The organism is Pseudomonas sp. B14(2022) (genome assembly GCF_012030485.1).
Taxonomy (GTDB): Bacteria; Pseudomonadota; Gammaproteobacteria; order Pseudomonadales; family Pseudomonadaceae; genus Aquipseudomonas.
Genome location: NZ_JAAUVM010000007.1, coordinates 84,635 through 102,391, shown reverse-complemented (window position 1 = coordinate 102,391; position 17,757 = coordinate 84,635). Strand labels below are relative to the sequence as shown.

The window sequence follows — 17,757 nt, the reverse complement described above, 5'->3', positions numbered from 1 at the left end:
TATGCCATCCCTCAACGGCCAGCCACCAGCCCCATGCCTATCGCAGTGACGGCGACGTCGCTGTGCGCTTTGTGCGCAATGTGGTGATCTAACTGTTTGCCAGCCAACAGTGGATGCACACTTTGCTGGTTTGAAACGGCGGTTGTCCGCCTGTTTACCCAGCAACCGCCTGATTTTACTGACGATTAAATTCAGGCACGACTCCTGCAAACACTCCAGTATCCCATCGGAGCCTGGAGTCGGCCCATGTCTGCCCACCCTCAACAACCTGCCCATATCATCCGCTCGGACGCGGAGGCCATCGAGGTCGCCAAGCGCCTGGCCCAACGCTTTGCCGTCGACGCCAGCGAGCGTGACCGTGAGCGTCGCCTGCCCGTTGCCGAACTTGACGAATTTTCCGCCAGCGGCCTGTGGGGTATCACCGTTCCCAAGGCCTATGGCGGCGCCGAGGTGTCCTATGTGACGGTGGCCGAGGTAATCAAGTTGATCTCCGCCGCCGACCCGTCCCTGGGGCAAATCCCGCAGAACCACCTGGGTGTGGTGGACATCCTCTTGCAAACCGCCACCGAGGAACAAAAGCGTCACTACTTCGGCAAGGTCCTGGCGGGTTATCGCTTCGGTAACGCCTTCTCCGAGGCCAAGAGCAAAAACGCCGGCACCTTCGATACGCAGATCCGCTTTCACGGCGACACCGCGCAAATCAACGGCGAGAAGTTCTACTGCACCGGCGCGTTGTTCGCGCATATCGTGCCCACCGTGGGTAATAACGAAAAGGGTCAGGCGTTCATCGGCCTCGTCGAGCGTGATGCGCCAGGCCTTACCGTCATCGACAACTGGGACGGCTTCGGCCAGCGCACTACCGCCAGCGGCGGCGTGACCCTCGACGGCGTGACCGTGCCCTTGAGCGCGGTGATTCCCGCCCACCTGGCGTTTGACCAACCCACGGCCGATGGGCCGATTTCGCAAATCATCCAGGCTGCTGTCGACACCGGCATTGCCCTCGGCGCCCTTGAGCAGGCAAAAAATTTCGCGCGCCAGGCCCGTCCGTGGATTGACAGCCAGCAGGATCACGGTTGGCAGGACCCGTTCACCATCGCCGCCATCGGCGACCTGGAATGGCGTGTGCACGGCACCGAAGCGATCCTCGCCAAGGCCGGTCTGGCCGTCGACCGGGCCCTCGCCGAACCGAATGAAGACACCGTCGCCCAGGCCTCGCTGGTCGTCGCCCAGGCCAAGGTCCTGTCGGCCGAAACCGCCTTGCTCGCCAGCAGCAAACTCTTCGAACTGGCTGGCACCCGCTCGGTCACCGCCAAGCACAACCTCGACCGCTTCTGGCGCAACGCGCGGACCCACACCCTGCACGACCCAGCCCGCTGGAAATACCACCTGATTGGCAATTACGTGCTTAACGGCGTCAAGCCTGCGCGCCACGCCTGGAACTGAGGAGCCTTATCCATGACTGCCCTGAATCAAGCGCGTCAATTGCTGGAAAGCACTCGACGCACTGTCGAGAAAAGCGACGACCCCTACGTGATCAGCCGCTTCGGCGATTGGCAGATTCGCGTGGATGTCGCGGCCGCCTTACTTGAACGCGCCGAAACCGATCCAAGCCCGGTCGCCGTCACCGAAGCGCAGATCGCCGCCGCCGAAGCCTTGCTCTTTGCCAGCAACACCGAATTCGAACTGACCGGCCAACGCACCGCGCTGCCACCGACCCTGGATGATCCGTTGCGCTGGAAATACCAGGTCGTCGGCAACTACCACCTCAACGGAGTGCTGTGATGTCCCGTGAAATCCGCTTGAACGCCTTCGACATGAACTGTGTCGGCCACCAATCGCCGGGCCTGTGGGCGCATCCGCGTGATCGCTCGTGGCAGTACAAGGACCTTGAGTACTGGACCGACCTGGCGAAGATTCTTGAGCGCGGCAAGTTCGACGGCCTGTTTATCGCCGACGTGCTGGGCATCTACGACGTGTACAACGGCAATGGTGACGCGGCGATTCGCCAGGCGACCCAGGTGCCGGTCAACGATCCGTTGTCGCTGATCGCGCCCATGGCGCTGGTCACCGAGCACCTGGGTTTTGGCCTGACCGCGTCGCTGTCGTTCGAGCACCCGTATCCGTTTGCCCGCCGTCTCTCGACCCTCGACCACCTGACCAAGGGCCGCATCGGCTGGAACATCGTCACCTCCTACCTGGAAAGCGGCGCCAAGAACCTTGGCCAGAAAGCCCAGACCGAACACGACGCACGCTACGACTACGCCGAGGAATACCTGGAGGTCTGCTACAAGCTCTGGGAGGGCAGTTGGGAAGAGGGCGCGGTACTGCGCGACCGCGAACGTCGGATTTTCAGCGACCCGAGCAAGATCCACGAGATTCGCCACGTCGGTAAACATTTCCAGGTGCCCGGCATCCACCTGTGCGAACCCTCGCCGCAGCGCACGCCGGTGCTGTACCAGGCCGGTGCCTCCAGCCGTGGCAAGCAGTTCGCCGCGGAGCAGGCCGAATGCGTGTTCGTTGCCGCGCCGTCCAAGGTACTGTTGAAAAAGACCGTTGCCGACATCCGCCGCCGTGCGGCCGAGGCCGGGCGCGACCCGAAGAAAATCCTGATCTTCAACTTGCAGACGGTGATCGTCGATGAGACCGACGCCAAGGCCAAGGCCAAGTTTGACGAGTACAAATCCTACGTCAGCTATGAAGGCGCGATGGCGCTGATCTCCGGCTGGACCGGGATCGATTTCAGTCAGTTCAAGCCGGATGAACCGCTCAAGCACGTGCACACCAATGCGATTCAATCGGCGGTGGAAGCTTTCTCCACGGCGGATCCGAACAAGGTCTGGACGCCCAACGAACTGGCCGATTGGGTCGGTATCGGCGGCTTTGGCCCACTGTTCGTCGGTGGCCCGGAAACCGTGGCGGACCTGTTGCAGGAGTGGGTCGAAGAGACTGACGTCGACGGCTTCAACCTCGCCTATGCGCTGACCCATGAAACCTTTATCGACGCCGTCGAGTGGCTGGTGCCGGAGTTGCAGAAGCGTGGCGTGTACAAGACCGAATACGCCCAGGGCACGTTGCGCGAGAAGTTGTTTGGCGATGGTGCAAGGTTGGGTGCGAACCACCCGGGCGCGGGCTACCGCAATTTATTTGGGATACAAAAAACCAATGTGGGAGGGGGCTTGCTCCCGATAGCGGTGGCTCAGTCAAAGGTGTTCTAACTGACCCACCGCCATCGGGAGCAAGTCGAATCGTCGCACCGCCCCTCCCACAGTTGTCCCGTGTCGATCCAAATAATCAAACCAGCGGACCACCGCACGCACACCCCCCAATAGGAGCAACCCCCTATGAGCGTGTACGAACCAACGGCCCTCCTGGAACACCTGCAACACTGGGCACAACTTGCGTGCCGAACGCGCCGAGGTCAGCCGGGGCCTGCTCGAATACGCCGGCGTCGACCCCAGCCAGCGCGTGCGCCAGGGCATGGTGCATGTGCTGGAAGGCCGCCATGTATTCGGCCAGCTCACCGTGGAAGACAACCTGCGCAGCGGCGGCTTTGTGCGGCGCCTGAGCCGCAAGGCCATGGAGCAAGACCTGGAGCGCATCTACGCCTGGTTCCCCCGGCTCAAGACCAAACGTCACACCCGCGCCGGCCTGACGTCCGGCGGCGAGCAGCAAATGGTCGCCATTGGCCGCGCATTGATGACCCATCCTACTTTGGTACTGCTCGACGAGCCGTCCATGGGTTTGGCGCCTATGATCGTGCAGGAGATCTTCGAGATCATCGCGCAGCTCAACCGCGAGCAGCAGGTGAGCTTCCTGATCGCCGAGCAGAACATCCACGTCGCGCTCAACGATGCGTCCCAGGGCTACGTGCTGGATACTGGGCGCGTGGCCTTGAGTGGCAGCGCCGCCGAGCTGTTGGCGCGGGGCGATTTGCACGATATTTATCTGGGTAAACAGTAAAGGCGAATGTGCATGACTGAATCCCTCCGCAACGCTGATGTCCTGATCATCGGCGGCGGCCTGAGCGGCACGATGCTGGCGGTGCAACTGCTGCGCCTGCCTGGGCAGCGCCGGATCCTGGTGATCGAACCGCGCGCCGAACTCGGCCGTGGCGAGGCCTACAGCGCCGTCGAACTGGGCCACACCCTGAACGGTAATGCCGCGCGCATGAGCGTCGACCCGGACAATGCCGATGACCTGACCCAATGGCTCATCGACTACATCGGCGCCGGCGGTTGGCCCGAGTCGGACCAGCAGCACGTGCCCATCAGCGAACTGTTCCCGCCACGCGGGATTTTTGGCCTGTATGCGCAGCAACGGCTGGCTGAAGCCAAGGCGTTGTCGGCGTCCACCGTCGAGCATATCCGCGCCGAAGTCGTCGACTTGCAAGTTGGCGACGACTCAGTGTTGCTGACCCTCGACAATGGCCAACAACTGCGTGGTGCCCACGCGGTGTTGGCCACCGGCATGTTCCCGGCGGCGCGCACGCCGCAGACCGAATCCAGCGGGTTGAACGCCGCCGCCGTGGACCCCTGGGACGTGCAGGCCATGACCCACCTCGACCCGCAGGCGCCCGTGCTGATCATCGGCTCCGGGTTGACCATGGTGGACGCCGTGGTGTCCCTGGAACAGGCCGGGCACCGTGGGCCCATCGAGGTGTTTTCACGCCACGGTTTGTTGCCCCATGTGCGCCGGCAACCGCCGGGCTGGGACGATTTCCTCGCCGCTGACCACGCCTTGCGCAGCCCGCGACAACTGCTGCGCGAGGTGCGTCGCCAATGCCGCTTGGCGCTGGCGCAGGGGATCGATTGGCAGGCGCCACTGGACACCGTGCGCGCCCATATCGGGCGTTTGTGGAGCCAGGCCAGCGAGGGACAGAAACGTCAGTTCGTACGGCATGTACGGCCCTGGTGGGAAAGCCATCACCACCGCTCGCCGCCGTTGAGTGCGCAGTTGGTGGCAAGGCTGCATGAAGAGGGGCGGTTGCGGATTCGTGCGGCGTCGTTCAAGGGGCTGGAGCCTGCGGGTGAGGGCGTGACCATTCGTTTGCGTTATCGGGGCGAACAGGCGATCACTCAGGTATCGGGCGCAGCGCTGATCAACTCCAGCGGCATCGAATACGACTGGCGCCGCGTGGCCCGGCCGTTGCCGCAGCAGTTGCTCAAGCGCGGGCTGATCACGCCCGGGCCGTTGGCGTTGGGGATTGCGGCGGACACCTCCGGCGCAGTGCTGGATGCCCAGGGCCAGGTCAGCGCGCGATTGTTCGCCATGGGCCCGCCGTTGCGGGGGATGTGGTGGGAGAGCACGGCGGTAACCGATGTTGCCCTTCAGGCCAAGGCACTGGCATCGAAGTTGGCGCATTTCTAAATGAGGGAGGGGATCTCCATTTATCTTGAGGTCTTCACAAAGCCGGGCTTGAGGCCGAACACCTCAACCCCTTGCGCCGTCGATTGCCCGGTGGTCACCTTCACGCGCTCCACCGGCTTATCCATCGTTTCTCGATACTCCACCGTCCTATCCGCCTGGATTGCCTCGCTCGGAATCACCATCGCCTGCGCGTTGTTGTAAGTGACGATGGTCAATCGCGCACTCATCCCCAGCCGCACGCGCTGCAACTGTTGCGGGGTCAGCCTGGGGATCGACAGGGTCACCGGAAACTGCGCGCTGCTCTGGCTGTCGCCGGCAATCGCCAGGCCGCTGACCACGCTCACCGAGCCGCTCAGCCGTTCGCCGTCAAAACCATCGCCCAGCACTTCCACCGCCTGGCCCTGGTGCAACTGGTTGATGTCCAGCTCGGAGACCTTGGCGACGATCTTCAGCCGCTCGATATTGGCCAGGCCGAATAGCACCTGGCCCTGGCTTACCCTGCTGCCGGCCTGAATGGGCGCGTTCGCGTTGCCGCCTTGGGGCGCATTATTGCCGGGCGCGGGCACCACGATGCCGGAGAACGGCGCCTTCACCTCTTTGCCTTCGAGCAGGGTGCGCAAGGCCTCGTATTTCACCGTGGCGTTGGTCAGTTCCATGTCGGCGATCTGGCGGTACTCGCCCTTGCCCTGATCAAGGGCCTGTTGCAGTTCGCTGCGGGCGGCGGCGAGGTCCAGCTGCTGTTGCTGGGTCTGTTGCTTGAGGTCGTCCAGCTCGTTGCGCGGGATGATGCCGCGCTTGAACAGATTTTCGCTTTCGGTGAGTTTGCGCTGGGTGTTGCCGGCGGTCATCTCGGCGGTGCGCAGGCTGCGGCGCGCACGGCTGACGGTGGGGCCGCTGTCCCAGTCCTGCATTTCCTGCACGGTGCGCCTTGCCTTGAGCTGGGCGGAGAGGGCCTCGCGCAATTGCACTTCAAGGGTGGCCGGGTCCATGCGTAGCAGGACCTGGCCGGCCTCGACCCGCTGGCCTTGCTCCACCAGGTTGGCCTGCACATTGCCGTCGAACGGCGCCGTGAGTGTGAGGGTGGTGTCGGGTTCGATCTTGCCCACCAGGCCGATCTGGTGCACCAGCGGGTCGGGCTTGACGGCCAGCCATTGTTCGCCGGTGGTAGCCGGGCCTTCGGCCGGGCTGCGCAGGGCCAGCCCGGCGCCGGCCAGCAGCACGATCAATACAGCGCCCAGCAGGCCTTTCTGTTTAATAGTCATTGAGGGTAATTTCCCAACTTTCCAGCGTCATGCCCAGGGTCAAGTCGAGCTGGGTCTGGGCGTTCAAATAAGCGATCAGCGCGTTGAGCTGTGCGTTTTCGGCATTGCGCAGGTCGGTCTCGAAACTCAGCACCTGGAAGTTGGTGGAGCGCCCGGCGCTGAGCTTTTCCCGTTCGATCTCGATCTTGCGCCGCGACAACTCCACCGCGCGCTGGGAGATTTCATACTGGCGCCAGCGGGTGCCGAGGTCGCGCACCACGTCGTTGACGCTGCGCTCCAGTTCCTGGCGGGCGTCGGTGATGCGGATCTCCTGGTCCTCCACGTTGACCCGCGCACGCACTTCGGCCTGGCGTGTGCTGATGTCGCCGATGGGGATCTGCACCTGCACCCCGGCGTAGCTGTCCCAGGTGCGGTTGTTGGTGCTGCCGCCGTCGTTATTGTAGGCGTCGCGTATCTGGTTCGCGCCGGCCACCAGGTCCACCTGCCAGCGCCCGGAGTCCTTGGCGATCACCAGGTTGAGGTCGGCCTGCTGGCTGCCGAGCAGGGCGGCGAGGTATTCCGGTTGCTGGGTCTGCGCGAGGTTGAAGGCCTGGCGTTTGTCGATCTGCATGGGCTTGGCCTCCAGGGCTTCGCTGGCGCGAATTGGTGTGGACAGGTCCAGGGCCAGCAGGCGCAGCAAGGCCAGGCGGTTGGTGTCGAGCTGGTTCTGCGCTTCTTCGACGCCCAGTTGCTGGGTGGCGATGTCGGCTTCGGTCTGCACGATTTCGAACTCGGCCATGCGCCCGGCGCTGATCAACGCCTTGTTCACTTCAAGCAGCGTGCCGGAGCGCTTGAGGGCGTCCTGCACGATGCTCAGTTGCTCCTGGGCCCGCAGCAGTTCGCGGTAGGTGGCGATGATCTGGCTGATGGTTTGCGCCACGGTCGCCTTGAGGTTCAGGCGGTTGGCCTGCTCCGACAGGCGTGACAGGCGCAGCGGTGCGGTGGTGGCGTCCCAGCCGGCACCGCGCATCAACGGCTGGATGATCGCCAGGTCGAGGCCGTCGCTGCGGTAACGGCCGGCGCGGTCGGCGTTGTTCAATTGCTGGGTCCAGGCCATGCTCAAGCGGGTGCCGTACTCACTGAGCAAACTGGTGGCCGGCGCCACGTTGGCATTGCGCGCACTGTCCTGGGAGCCGCGGGTGCTGCGGTAATAGCTGTTGAGGGTGAGCTTGGGGTTGAACACGTCTTCGGCGACACGCAGGTCGAATTTCTGCGCGACCCGCTGCAGGTAAGCGCTGCGGATCGCCGGGTTGTTGCGCAGGCCCAGGTACACGGCGTCACCCAGGGTCATGGTGGTGACCTGGGCATTCAAGGACACGCCCCGGTCGTAACCGCTGCGGGTGGTACTCGGCGCCGACGGCTTGATGACCACATCGGCCGCCCCGACGGGCAGGCTGATCAGCGCGAGTAGCCAGAGCCATTTATTCATCACGCAGGGCCTCCACCGGCTGCAACCGTGAGGCCGAGACAGCCGGGTAGATGCCAAAGAACAGGCCCACCAGCAACGTACTGCCCACCCCCAGGGGCAGGGCGGCAGCGGCCAGGTCAAATAGCCAGCCCGACAGCCAGGCATAGAGCCATGCGGCGGTCATCCCGAGTACCGCGCCGCACAGCGCGCCGACGGCGGTGAGGGTAACGGCTTCGAGCAGGAACAGGTTGCGGATGTCGCGCTGGCGAGCGCCCAGGGCCATGCGAATGCCGATCTCACGACGGCGCTCCGACACGTTCATCAGCATCACATTCATCACCCCCACACCGCCGCCGACCAGGGAGATGGCGCCGAGGGCCAGCAGCAGGTAGGCGAAGGTGCGGCTTTGCCGGGTCATGCCGTCGATCATTTGCTGGGGCACCTGGATGTCGACAGTGTGGTCGGTGAGCTGGGTCTGCAAGGCGCTGGCGGCTTCCTTGGCAATGCGCTCCATGTCCTGGCCGGGCGCGGCGCGGATGATCACATTGCCGATCTGCGGCATGGCATAGATGCGGCGCATGCCTTCGGCGGGAATGAACAATGAATCGTTGGCCTGTACCGGCATCAGCATTGCCCTGGGCTGGTTCTGCAGAATGCCCACCACCAGGAACAGGTAGTCGTTGATGCGCACGCGGTCGCCCAGTTGCAGCGGATCGCCCGGCGTTCCGAGGGCCTGGGCCACCTGGTCACCGATCACGCCGTAGGTTTCGTTGGCGTCGAAGCTCGACAGGAAGCGCCCCTGCCGTACCACCAGGCGCATCGCCGCCTGGATGTCCGGTGTGCTGCCTACGAGGTTGGCGTTGGTGGTGCGGCCATGGAACACGATGGGCCCGCTGAACAAGGTCAGTGCGCCGATATGGGCAATGCCCGGCACGGCCTGGCGCACGGCGTCCAGGTCGAGCTTCGCGGGCGTCGGCACGGTGCTGCTGCCCTTGGGCGGGAACTGGGCGACCAGGGTGTCGGTGCCCATGTCCTTGAAAATCATCGCGGCATCCACCGCCGCGTTATGGCCGATATTGATCAGCGCCACCACCGACGAACTGCCGATGACGATGCCCAGCAGGGCCAGGACCGAGCGCTTGCCCAGGGTGCGCAGGCTGACGAAGGCTTCATGCAGCAATTGGCTGAAGCTCTGTTCGACCCGCAGGCTCATAGGCGGTCGGCCTCGTGTACCACGCCATTGCGCACCAGTATCCTGCGCTCCAGGCGCGCGGCGATATGCGGGTCGTGGGTGACGATGATCAACGTGACCTGTTGCTCGCGGTTCAGGGCCAGGAGCAGGTCCATGATGTCCTGGGCGGTGCTGCTGTCGAGGTTGCCGGTGGGCTCGTCGGCCAGGATCACCGAAGGCTTGCCCACCAATGCTCGGGCAATCGCCACACGTTGGCGCTGGCCGCCGGAGAGGTCGGCGGGACGATGATGGGCGCGCTCCGCCAGCCCGACCTGTTCGAGCATGCGCAGGGCCTGCGCCACTGATTCATGCCGGGACACGCCGCGATAACTCAGGGGCAGGGCGACGTTGTCCAGGGCGCTGAGGCGCGGCAGCAGGTTGAAGCTCTGGAACACAAAACCGATCTGCTGGTTACGGATCGCCGCCAGCTCGTCCGGGGAGGCGCTGAAGATATCGTGGCCGGCAAAGTGGTACTGGCCGCTGTTGGGCAAGTCCAGGAGGCCGAGGATATTGAGCAGGGTGCTTTTGCCGGAGCCCGAGGCGCCGAGGATGCCGCAGCTGTCACCGCGATCGATGGACAGGCACACCTCATTGAGAATGGTCAGTTCCTGCCCGGCGAGCTGATAGCGCTTGCCGATACCTTGCAGGGAAATCAAGCCTGGGTGCGCGCGGGTATCTGTCATCGTGACTACGCCTGCAGTCTCGACGCCGCCGTCCTGCCCCCTTTGTAAATCTTTGTAACAAGTTCGGGAGCTAGCTGGTTCGCGTCTCGGACTGGTTTTATTTCTTGTTTTTAAAATATTGTTTGAATACTAACCGGGTTCCCCGCGCTTCGCCAGCCGTGGGTGTAGAGCGGTTTTACGCTTTGAAATGATTTCACCCGTCGGTGTGGTGGGCTGCCAAAATACCTGGGACTGCCCTCAAAGTGCCCATTGGCAAAGGCTTTGGATAGCATAGCGGTGTGTCACTACTTGCTTTCGAACGGCCGCACCGGTATAAAAAATCAAATTATTTTTTAAAACAATATTTCCGCCGTGGAACCCTTATGGTCGCGAAGAAACTCAGCGCTCCAAACGTTACCAAGACTCGATTGCTGGATGCGACAGAGGCTCTCTTCATTAAGTACGGTTATGACGCGGTGTTGTTGCGGCAGATTACCGAGCGCGCCCAGGTGAACCTGGCCGCTGTGAACTACCACTTCGGGGACAAGGATTCCCTGATGAAGACCCTGCTGATGCAACGCCTGGAGCCGCTCAACGAGCAGCGCCTGGAACTGCTGGCGCGTTGTGAAGCCGAGTCCGATGGCCCGCTTGATTGCGACACCTTGCTCGGTGTGCTCTTCGCTCCGGCCATGGGCCTGGAGCGCAGCGACCCGGCCAGCGCCAGTGGGGAAGGGCGTTCGTTCATCCGTTTCCTCGGGCGGGTGTATAGCGACACCTCGCCGTTTATCCAGGAATACCTCAAGGTGCATTACCAGCCGGTGTTCCAGCGTTTCTTCGAAGCCTTCGCGCTGGCCTTGCCGGACTTGCCGCGCAATGAGCTGGGAGTGCGCCTGCAATTTGCCCTCAAGGCCATTTCCGGGGTCATGGCGGGTACCGAACTGCGCCTGCTGATGAACTCCATGAGCCTGGGCCGCCCGGCGACCGACGCTGAAGTGATGGCCAAGCTGATCACCCTGGTCTCGGCGGCGATTCGTGTGCCGCAGCAAAGCCCGGAAGCCGAACACGCGCTGGCCAAGGTGCTGGATACCCAGCGCGCCATTCGTGAGCAAGCGGCCGCGCCGGCCGCGAAGGCCTCGCGCTAACTCAAATCCCAGGCAAAAAAAAGCCCGCTGGGGCGGCGGGCTTGATGTGCAACATTTGTAACGGATGAGGCTTCACACTACGTCTCGGGATGTGAATAAAACGTGAAAAATATGTAAGAGAAAGTGTGAAAGTGTTGATGTGAGTAAACAGGTCAACGGGCCACCTTTCTAGATCCTCCAACGCCCGGCGCTCTTGGCCAGTCGTTGGCGCATCGCGTCCACATTCGCCGCCAGTTGCACCGTTAACAATCGATACCCATCCAGCGCACTGTAAACCGGCGCATCCAGCGTGGGCTCGCCGCCGGTGATAGGGCTGGGCCGCTCCAGCCGCTCCGTGACCCCCGACTTCAATGCCCGCGCCATCCCCACCAGTTGCACTCGAATCTGCCGGTGCTCGGCTTTCAGCATCACCTGCATACGCGCCATCGCCTGTTCATCGCGCGGGTCCGGTCGCGTGTTGCCGAGAATCTCCAGGGTGCTCATGCACATGCGCAGGTGCCGTTGGATGGCGTCCAGTTCGGTCATGGAAATCCGCACTTCCTTGGACACCGACGGCATCAGCGAGCGCAATTGCAGCATCGCCGCATTCAAGCGGTTCAGCAGTTTGAGGTGTTCATCGTCAGTGACCGATTGGCCATTGATGATCCGGCTATAGATCGCGGCACAGTCGCGCAACGCGCTGGCCAGGTTGTAGCGCCACGAGTACACCGCATACAGCGGCAGGGCGAAGGAGAACGCCAGGGCCAGCACGATACCGATCAGGATGTCGACCGTGCGCCACAAACCATCCGAGATCGGATTGTCACCGTGCCCGGCGACGATAAACACCGTGATCGCCGACAACAGCGCGATGTAGCCGCCCTTGCCGATGGCGTGATAGGAAAAGAACCCGCACACCACCGACATCAACAGGTAAGTCAACAGCGGTTGGCCGAAGTAGGCCTGTTGCACCACCAGCAACAAGCCGACGCTGGCGCCGATCAAGGTGCCGTAGGCGCGCTCCACGGCTTTCTTGCCGATATTGCCGTGGTGCTGCAAGCCACCGATCACAATCAGCATGGTCACCGACGCCCATTCACCATGGGGCAGGTTGATGCCGGTGGTCAGCAGGATCGTCGCCAGCAGGCCAATGGACACGCGCACGGCGTGGATCAGCTTGGCGTGGCGATAGCGTCGGTACGGGTCGAGCAGGGGGCGCAGCAGGCGCCGGGCGAAGAGTGGCAGGTTCATCAGTACTAAAGTGGCCTCGGTTTTGGAGATGTACACAATCCAAATGTGGGAGGGGACAAGTCGAAACGTCGCACCGCCCCTCCCACATTGAGATCGGTATTGCCCTTAGAAGATATAGTCGGTGGTCAGGAAGCTTGAGTCGCGGTTGCGCAGAATGTCGCTGACCAGCGCCTTGTTGCTGTCCTGGAACTTGGTCGCCACCAGGGTGCGGATCGAAAACACGCGCAGCGCGTCATGTACCGACAGCGTGCCCTCGGCCGAGTTCTTGCGCCCGTTGAACGGGAACGTGTCCGGCCCGCGCTGGCACTGGGCATTGATATTGATGCGGCCGACCTGATTGGCAAAGGTGTCCACCAGGCGCCCGACTTCCACGGCGTTGGTGCCGAAAATACTCAATTGCTGGCCGAAGTCCGAGTCGAGTACGTACTCGATCACCGTCTCCAGATCACGGTAGGGCACGATGGGCACCACCGGGCCGAACTGTTCCTCGTGGTACACGCGCATCTGCGGGTTCACCGGGTACAGCACCGCCGGGTAGAAGAACGAACCCCGGCGGGTACCGCCATTAGCGTTCACTACCTGGGCGCCGTGTTGTTGCGCATCGGCCACCAGCTCGTTGAGGTAATCCACCTTGCCGACTTCCGGCAGCGGTGTCAGTGAAACGCCGTCTTCCCAGGGCATGCCGGGCTTGAGGGTCTCCAGTTTGCGGTTGAATTTCTCGATGAAGCTGTCGACCACGTCTTCATGCACAAACAGGATTTTCAACGCGGTGCAACGCTGGCCATTGAAGGACAGCGAGCCGGTGACGGCCTCGCTGACGGCGTTGTCCAGGTCCACCTCCGGCAGCACGATGCCCGGGTTTTTCGCATCCAGGCCCAGTGCTGCACGCAAGCGGTGCGGCTTGGGGTGCAGTTTTTTCAAGTCACTGGCGGCCTTGTTGGTGCCGATAAAGGCAAAGATGTCGATCTTGCCGCTGGCCATCAACGCACTGACGGTTTCGCGGCCGCTGCCGTAGATCACGTTGATCACCCCGGCCGGGAAGCTGTCGCGGAAGGCCTCCAGCAACGGTCGAATCAACAGCACACCGAGCTTGGCCGGCTTGAACACCACGGTGTTGCCCATGATCAGCGCCGGGATCAGCGTGGTAAACGTCTCGTTGAGCGGGTAGTTATAGGGGCCCATGCACAGCGCCACGCCCAGGGGGACGCGGCGGATTTGCCCGAGGGTGTCCTGTTCCAGCTCGAAGCGGCTGCTGCGGCGGTCGAGTTCCTTGAGGGCATTGATGGTGTCGGTGATGTAGTCGCAGGTGCGGTCGAACTCTTTCTGTGAGTCCTTGAGGTTCTTGCCGATCTCCCACATCAGCAGCTTGACCACTGCGTCGCGCTGTTCGCGCATACGTCGCAAAAATGCCTCGACGTGCTGGATACGCTCCACCACCCGCATCGTCGGCCATTCACCCTGGCCACGGTCATAAGCGCGTACGGCGGCATCGAGGGCGGTGAGGGCGGTGTCGGCGTCCAGCAACGGCGTGCTGCCGATCACCACGCGGCGGTCGCCCAATTGCACCGGGCTCTGCACCTGGGCCAAGGGGCCGTTCCACACCTGCAACTGGCCGTTGACCAGGTAATCACGCTGTTCGATGGGCGCCGCCAGGCGGTATTGCTCGGGAATATCGGCGACGCTGGTGGGAAACAGCTGGTCGAGCAGGTTGCTGGTGGTCATGTCACTTCCCCTGGAATAGTTGCAAAATATGACTAGAGAGTCACCCAACACAGGGCTCTATGGCAAGGCTTGTGCGCTTTGCAGTACGCACCGGGGCGTGTGGCCTGCTCTTCGAGATAGTAGACTGCGCGCCTTTCTTGAAGGAGTTCACATGAGTCAGTACCAGCCGGGCATTCTTGCCGCACCGGTGCCTTTGCAGGCACGCCATCTGTTTTTTGTCGTGGATACCCTGGCAGCCGTGCCCGCTGCGCTGGACGCGCTGGTGCAGTTGACCGATTCGGCGGCAGTGGTCGGATTTGGCGAGCCGCTGGTAAACGCGCTGGGTGCAACGATTGATGGCTTGCGCAGCTTTCCTGCCGTGAGCGCGCCGGGCGCGCACAACCCGTCCACCCAGCAGGCACTGTGGGTGTGGCTGCATGGCGTCGATCGCGGCGAGTTGCTGCTGCGCAGTCGCGCTTTCGAGAAGGCCCTGGCCCCGGCGTTTCGCCTGGTGCAGTCGACCGAAGGCTTCCGCTACAAGACGGGCTTCGACCTCACCGACTACGAAGACGGCACCGAAAACCCCCACGACGACGCCGCCGTTGAAGCCGCCTTGACCGACAGCGGCGCCAGTTTCGCCGCGATCCAGCAATGGCAGCACGACCTCGATGGTTTCGCCGCGTTGCCCGCCCAGGAGCGCGACTACATCATCGGCCGCCGGCATGGCGACAACGAAGAGCTGGAAGACGCTCCCGAATCCGCCCACACCAAGCGTACCGCCCAGGAAAGCTTCACCCCGGAGGCCTTCGTGGTGCGCCGCTCCATGCCTTGGGCCGAAAATGGTCAGGCTGGGTTGATGTTCCTTGCATTCGGCCATTCCTTCGATGCGTTCGAAGCGCAACTGCGCCGCATGAGCGGGTTGGAAGACGGGATTGTCGATGGCCTGTATCGGATCAGCACGCCGTTGACCGGTGGCTACTACTGGTGCCCGCCGACCCTCGGTGGGCGCCTGGACCTGAGTGCACTGGCAGGCTGATCGCCTTTACCTGTGGTGCGTGGCTGAACATGAAAATTCGCACAGCCACGCAATCCCCCACTGAAAAAATCCCCGGCTGCCCGTAATCTAGACACCTTTGCCACCTGTGCGGATTGTTCATGTCTTCTGTTGCCGATGGGCTGCCCCTCAATAAACGCCTGCCTGCCGTGATCGCGATCTCCCTGGGAATCGGCATGGCGACGCTGGACACGGCCATCGTCAACACGGCGTTGCCGACCCTGGCCGAAGGGATTGGCACCGATTCCGCCTCGGTGATCTGGGTGGTCAACGCTTACCAGTTGGCGATTATCGCCACGGTGCTGCCGTTTGCGTCGCTCAGCGATGTGCTCGGGCACCGCCGCGTGTATCTCGGCGGGTTGCTGCTGTTTATCGTCTCGTCGCTGTTTTGCGGGCTGGCCGGCTCGCTGGTCAGCCTGACCGCCGCCCGTGTGGTGCAGGGGCTGGGGGCGGCGGCGATCATGAGTGTCAATACGGCGTTGCTGCGGCATATCTACCCGTCAAAAATGCTCGGGCGTGGCCTGGGCTATAACTCGCTGGTGGTGGGGCTGGCGTTTACCCTGGGGCCCACGGCGGCGTCGGCGATTCTGTCGGTGGCGACCTGGCACTGGCTGTACCTGATCAATGTGCCGTTGGGGCTGCTGGCCCTGGCACTGGGCCTGCGTTCATTGCCGACCCTGCCGATGACCGGGCATGCCTTCGACCGCCTCGCGGCCATGCTGTGTGCCGGCTTGTTCGCCTTGCTGGTGCTGGGGCTGGGCACGGCGGTGCATGGTGCGCAGGGGGCGTTGACCCTGGGCTTGATTGCGGTGGCGCTGGTATGTGGCGCTTTGCTGCTGCGCCGCCAGGCCGGGCACCCGGCGCCGATGCTGGCGTTGGATCTGTTCAAGCGCCCGGTGTTTGCCTTGTCTTCCCTCACGGCGATCTGCGCCTTCAGCGCCCAGGGCCTGGCCTTTGTGTCGCTGCCCTTTCTGTTGCAGGCGGTGCTGGGGCATAGCCAGGTGGAAACCGGATTCCTGATGACGCCGTGGCCAGCGGTCGTGGCGGTGATGGCGCTGGTCGCCGGTCGCCTGGCTGACCGTGTGTCCCTGGGCCTGCTGTGTGGTATCGGGCTGTTGATGTTGAGCGTGGGGATGGCCGCGTTGGCGACCTTGGGCAACGGCGCATCGGCCTTCGATATCGGCTGGCGCATGGCGCTGTGCGGTGCCGGTTTCGGCTTCTTCCAGTCGCCCAACCTCAAAGCCTTGATGACCAGTGCGCCGTTGGCGCGCAGCGGTGGGGCCAGCGGCATCGTGGCGATTTCGCGGTTGCTGGGGCAGACGCTGGGGGCGTCGTTGGTGGCGTTGTGTTTCCACCTGTCCCTGGGCAATGGCCCGCTGTATGCGCTATGGCTGGGTTGTGTGTTTGCGCTGGTGGGCGCCGTGGCCAGCGGCCTGCGTCTGCTGCCTTACGGGAAAAAGCCGTTGTAAAACCTGCGGCGGGAGGGCTACCGTGGCGACCTGAATATTTCGGGATGTTTCAGATTTATGTCCAGCCTGGCCCTCCGCACTGCTGATACCCATTCCCGCCGCGCTGCGTTGACCCTGGCTTTATGCCTGCCCAGTGACGTGTTGCTCTATCTGCTGCTGCCCATGGAGTCCCAGGCCTTCGGCATCACGCTCGCCCAGGCCGGGGTGTTGCTGGCGGCCAACCGGCTGGTGCGGATTTTCGGTTACCGGCATGTGCTGAATTTCTACGCACGCAACGGTGATCGCCTGACCTGCATGATCGCCGCCGGTGCCGCAACGCTGTGTGCGCTGGGTAATTCGGTGTTGTCGGGTTTTGCCGCATTGTTGGGGCTGCGGCTGGTGTGGGGCCTGTGTTTTGCCGCGTTGAACCTGTCGACCCAGGTATTGGCCACCTCCGAACCGGAGGGCGCCGCGCGGCGGGCAGGGCGATCGCGGGCGTTGATCGCCTGGGGGCCGATGCTGGCGTTGCCGTTGGGTGGCTGGCTGACGCTGTGGGCCGGGCCGCGACCGATCTTTGTGATCCTCGCTGGCTGTTGCCTGGTGGGGCTGTGGATGGCGCGCAGCCTGCCCAGCGCCGGGCATGATTTGCACAGCACCCCCGGGCGCCGCTTCAAATGGCCCGACAGCGTGGCGATGTGGTCGTTTATCGAAGGCGTGGCGCTGGACGGACTGTTTATTTTCGGCCTGTCGATCCAGGCGCAGAAGCTGCTCGGCGGCGACGCGGTGCTGATCGCGGGCGGCTTGATGGCCCTGCGTTATGTCTCGGAAATGCTCCTGAGCCCCCTGGGCGGCCGCGCGGCGCAGCGCTTTGGCGCCACCTCGATGTTGTTGCTGTTTTCGTTCATGAGTGCCTTGGCCTTGACGGCGTTCGGCAGCTATTGGGTGGTTGTCGGCGCGGCAGCGGTGTTGGTGCTGCGCGCGTTGCAACTGCCCCTGGTGACCACCTTGGTCGCCGAGCGCAACCCCGGTTCGATGCGGGTGTCGGCCCTGGCGTCCAACGCGGTATGGCGTGATATCGGCGCGGGCCTCGGGCCACTGCTGGCGGGCCTGCTGTTGCCGGTGGCCTCGGCACCCCTGGTGTTTGGCGTGGCAGGCGCTGCGATTGCGGTGAGTGCGCTGTTTTGCTGGCGTACGCGTGTGGCTGGCGACTGAC

14 protein-coding genes and 1 pseudogene are annotated in these 17,757 nt (G+C 63.3%); 9 read left to right on the top strand and 6 right to left on the bottom strand.

Annotation, left to right across the window (positions count from 1 at the left end):
- The first annotated feature begins 246 nt into the window (after positions 1-246).
- The 5 genes and pseudogenes from HCF10_RS12960 to HCF10_RS12940 all read left to right on the top strand — a co-directional run bounded on the left by HCF10_RS12960 (position 247) and on the right by HCF10_RS12940 (position 5,367).
- Positions 247-1,443 carry an SfnB family sulfur acquisition oxidoreductase gene (locus HCF10_RS12960; protein WP_167655680.1) on the top strand — a complete coding sequence of 399 codons (1,197 nt, stop codon included), beginning with the start codon at positions 247-249 and terminating at the stop codon, positions 1,441-1,443.
- Positions 1,444-1,455: 12 nt separating this feature from the next.
- Positions 1,456-1,782, top strand: coding sequence for an acyl-CoA dehydrogenase (locus HCF10_RS12955; RefSeq protein WP_167655679.1), 327 nt, complete (start codon positions 1,456-1,458; stop codon positions 1,780-1,782).
- Positions 1,782-3,215 (top strand): LLM class flavin-dependent oxidoreductase, encoded by a 1,434-nt coding sequence (locus HCF10_RS12950; RefSeq protein ID WP_131698085.1) that lies wholly within the window; start codon positions 1,782-1,784, stop codon positions 3,213-3,215. Before HCF10_RS12955 ends, HCF10_RS12950 begins: the two co-directional genes overlap by 1 nt.
- A gap of 181 nt (positions 3,216-3,396) precedes the next feature.
- A pseudogene (locus tag HCF10_RS12945) lies at positions 3,397-3,960 on the top strand (ABC transporter ATP-binding protein); the annotation flags it as partial.
- A gap of 12 nt (positions 3,961-3,972) precedes the next feature.
- Positions 3,973-5,367, top strand: a complete 1,395-nt coding sequence (locus HCF10_RS12940) for an FAD/NAD(P)-binding protein (RefSeq protein ID WP_167655678.1) — start codon at positions 3,973-3,975, stop codon at positions 5,365-5,367.
- Between the two features lie 20 nt (positions 5,368-5,387).
- Here HCF10_RS12940 and HCF10_RS12935 read toward each other — a convergent pair whose 3' ends face one another.
- The 4 genes from HCF10_RS12935 to HCF10_RS12920 are packed head-to-tail and all read right to left on the bottom strand — an operon-like array spanning position 5,388 to position 9,990.
- Positions 5,388-6,629, bottom strand: coding sequence for an efflux RND transporter periplasmic adaptor subunit (locus HCF10_RS12935; RefSeq protein WP_167655677.1), 1,242 nt, complete (start codon positions 6,627-6,629; stop codon positions 5,388-5,390).
- Entirely contained in the window at positions 6,619-8,097 is a 1,479-nt protein-coding gene (locus HCF10_RS12930; RefSeq protein WP_167655676.1) for a TolC family protein, read from the bottom strand. Before HCF10_RS12930 ends, HCF10_RS12935 begins: the two co-directional genes overlap by 11 nt.
- Positions 8,090-9,289: an ABC transporter permease gene (locus tag HCF10_RS12925; RefSeq protein ID WP_145337650.1), complete on the bottom strand. Its 1,200-nt coding sequence runs from the start codon at positions 9,287-9,289 to the stop codon at positions 8,090-8,092. The genes HCF10_RS12930 and HCF10_RS12925 overlap by 8 nt, the downstream gene beginning before the upstream one ends.
- Complete coding sequence (locus HCF10_RS12920) at positions 9,286-9,990, bottom strand: ABC transporter ATP-binding protein (RefSeq protein ID WP_167655675.1); 705 nt, start codon at positions 9,988-9,990, stop codon at positions 9,286-9,288. The genes HCF10_RS12925 and HCF10_RS12920 overlap by 4 nt, the downstream gene beginning before the upstream one ends.
- A gap of 362 nt (positions 9,991-10,352) precedes the next feature.
- Here HCF10_RS12920 and HCF10_RS12915 point away from each other — a divergent pair, with 362 nt between their 5' ends.
- Entirely contained in the window at positions 10,353-11,111 is a 759-nt protein-coding gene (locus HCF10_RS12915; RefSeq protein WP_131698079.1) for a TetR/AcrR family transcriptional regulator, read from the top strand.
- A gap of 168 nt (positions 11,112-11,279) precedes the next feature.
- Here the strand turns inward: HCF10_RS12915 and HCF10_RS12910 are convergent, their stop codons facing one another.
- Positions 11,280-12,341 carry an FUSC family protein gene (locus HCF10_RS12910; protein WP_145337651.1) on the bottom strand — a complete coding sequence of 354 codons (1,062 nt, stop codon included), beginning with the start codon at positions 12,339-12,341 and terminating at the stop codon, positions 11,280-11,282.
- A gap of 105 nt (positions 12,342-12,446) precedes the next feature.
- Positions 12,447-14,063, bottom strand: coding sequence for an NADP-dependent glyceraldehyde-3-phosphate dehydrogenase (locus HCF10_RS12905; RefSeq protein ID WP_131698077.1), 1,617 nt, complete (start codon positions 14,061-14,063; stop codon positions 12,447-12,449).
- Between the two features lie 151 nt (positions 14,064-14,214).
- Between HCF10_RS12905 and HCF10_RS12900 the strand changes: the two genes are divergently transcribed.
- The 3 genes from HCF10_RS12900 to HCF10_RS12890 all read left to right on the top strand — a co-directional run bounded on the left by HCF10_RS12900 (position 14,215) and on the right by HCF10_RS12890 (position 17,756).
- Complete coding sequence (locus tag HCF10_RS12900; protein WP_131698076.1) at positions 14,215-15,078, top strand: Dyp-type peroxidase; 864 nt, start codon at positions 14,215-14,217, stop codon at positions 15,076-15,078.
- Positions 15,079-15,197: 119 nt separating this feature from the next.
- The gene (locus tag HCF10_RS12895) at positions 15,198-16,565 is read left to right on the top strand and encodes an MFS transporter (RefSeq protein ID WP_145337654.1); all 1,368 of its coding nucleotides are present in this window, start codon (positions 15,198-15,200) and stop codon (positions 16,563-16,565) included.
- Positions 16,566-16,622: 57 nt separating this feature from the next.
- A complete protein-coding gene (locus HCF10_RS12890; protein WP_167655674.1) occupies positions 16,623-17,756 on the top strand; it encodes an MFS transporter in 1,134 nt (377 codons plus the stop codon).
- The last annotated feature ends 1 nt before the right edge of the window (position 17,757 follow it).

Excerpts from the sequence above, each read along its gene's own strand:
- HCF10_RS12960 (WP_167655680.1), top strand. The coding sequence starts at position 247 with ATGTCTGCCCACCCTCAACAACCTGCCCATATCATCCGCTCGGACGCG.
- HCF10_RS12955 (WP_167655679.1), top strand. The coding sequence starts at position 1,456 with ATGACTGCCCTGAATCAAGCGCGTCAATTGCTGGAAAGCACTCGACGC.
- HCF10_RS12950 (WP_131698085.1), top strand. The coding sequence starts at position 1,782 with ATGTCCCGTGAAATCCGCTTGAACGCCTTCGACATGAACTGTGTCGGC.
- HCF10_RS12940 (WP_167655678.1), top strand. The coding sequence starts at position 3,973 with ATGACTGAATCCCTCCGCAACGCTGATGTCCTGATCATCGGCGGCGGC.
- HCF10_RS12935 (WP_167655677.1), bottom strand. The coding sequence starts at position 6,629 with ATGACTATTAAACAGAAAGGCCTGCTGGGCGCTGTATTGATCGTGCTG.
- HCF10_RS12930 (WP_167655676.1), bottom strand. The coding sequence starts at position 8,097 with ATGAATAAATGGCTCTGGCTACTCGCGCTGATCAGCCTGCCCGTCGGG.
- HCF10_RS12925 (WP_145337650.1), bottom strand. The coding sequence starts at position 9,289 with ATGAGCCTGCGGGTCGAACAGAGCTTCAGCCAATTGCTGCATGAAGCC.
- HCF10_RS12920 (WP_167655675.1), bottom strand. The coding sequence starts at position 9,990 with ATGACAGATACCCGCGCGCACCCAGGCTTGATTTCCCTGCAAGGTATC.
- HCF10_RS12915 (WP_131698079.1), top strand. The coding sequence starts at position 10,353 with ATGGTCGCGAAGAAACTCAGCGCTCCAAACGTTACCAAGACTCGATTG.
- HCF10_RS12910 (WP_145337651.1), bottom strand. The coding sequence starts at position 12,341 with ATGAACCTGCCACTCTTCGCCCGGCGCCTGCTGCGCCCCCTGCTCGAC.
- HCF10_RS12905 (WP_131698077.1), bottom strand. The coding sequence starts at position 14,063 with ATGACCACCAGCAACCTGCTCGACCAGCTGTTTCCCACCAGCGTCGCC.
- HCF10_RS12900 (WP_131698076.1), top strand. The coding sequence starts at position 14,215 with ATGAGTCAGTACCAGCCGGGCATTCTTGCCGCACCGGTGCCTTTGCAG.
- HCF10_RS12895 (WP_145337654.1), top strand. The coding sequence starts at position 15,198 with ATGTCTTCTGTTGCCGATGGGCTGCCCCTCAATAAACGCCTGCCTGCC.
- HCF10_RS12890 (WP_167655674.1), top strand. The coding sequence starts at position 16,623 with ATGTCCAGCCTGGCCCTCCGCACTGCTGATACCCATTCCCGCCGCGCT.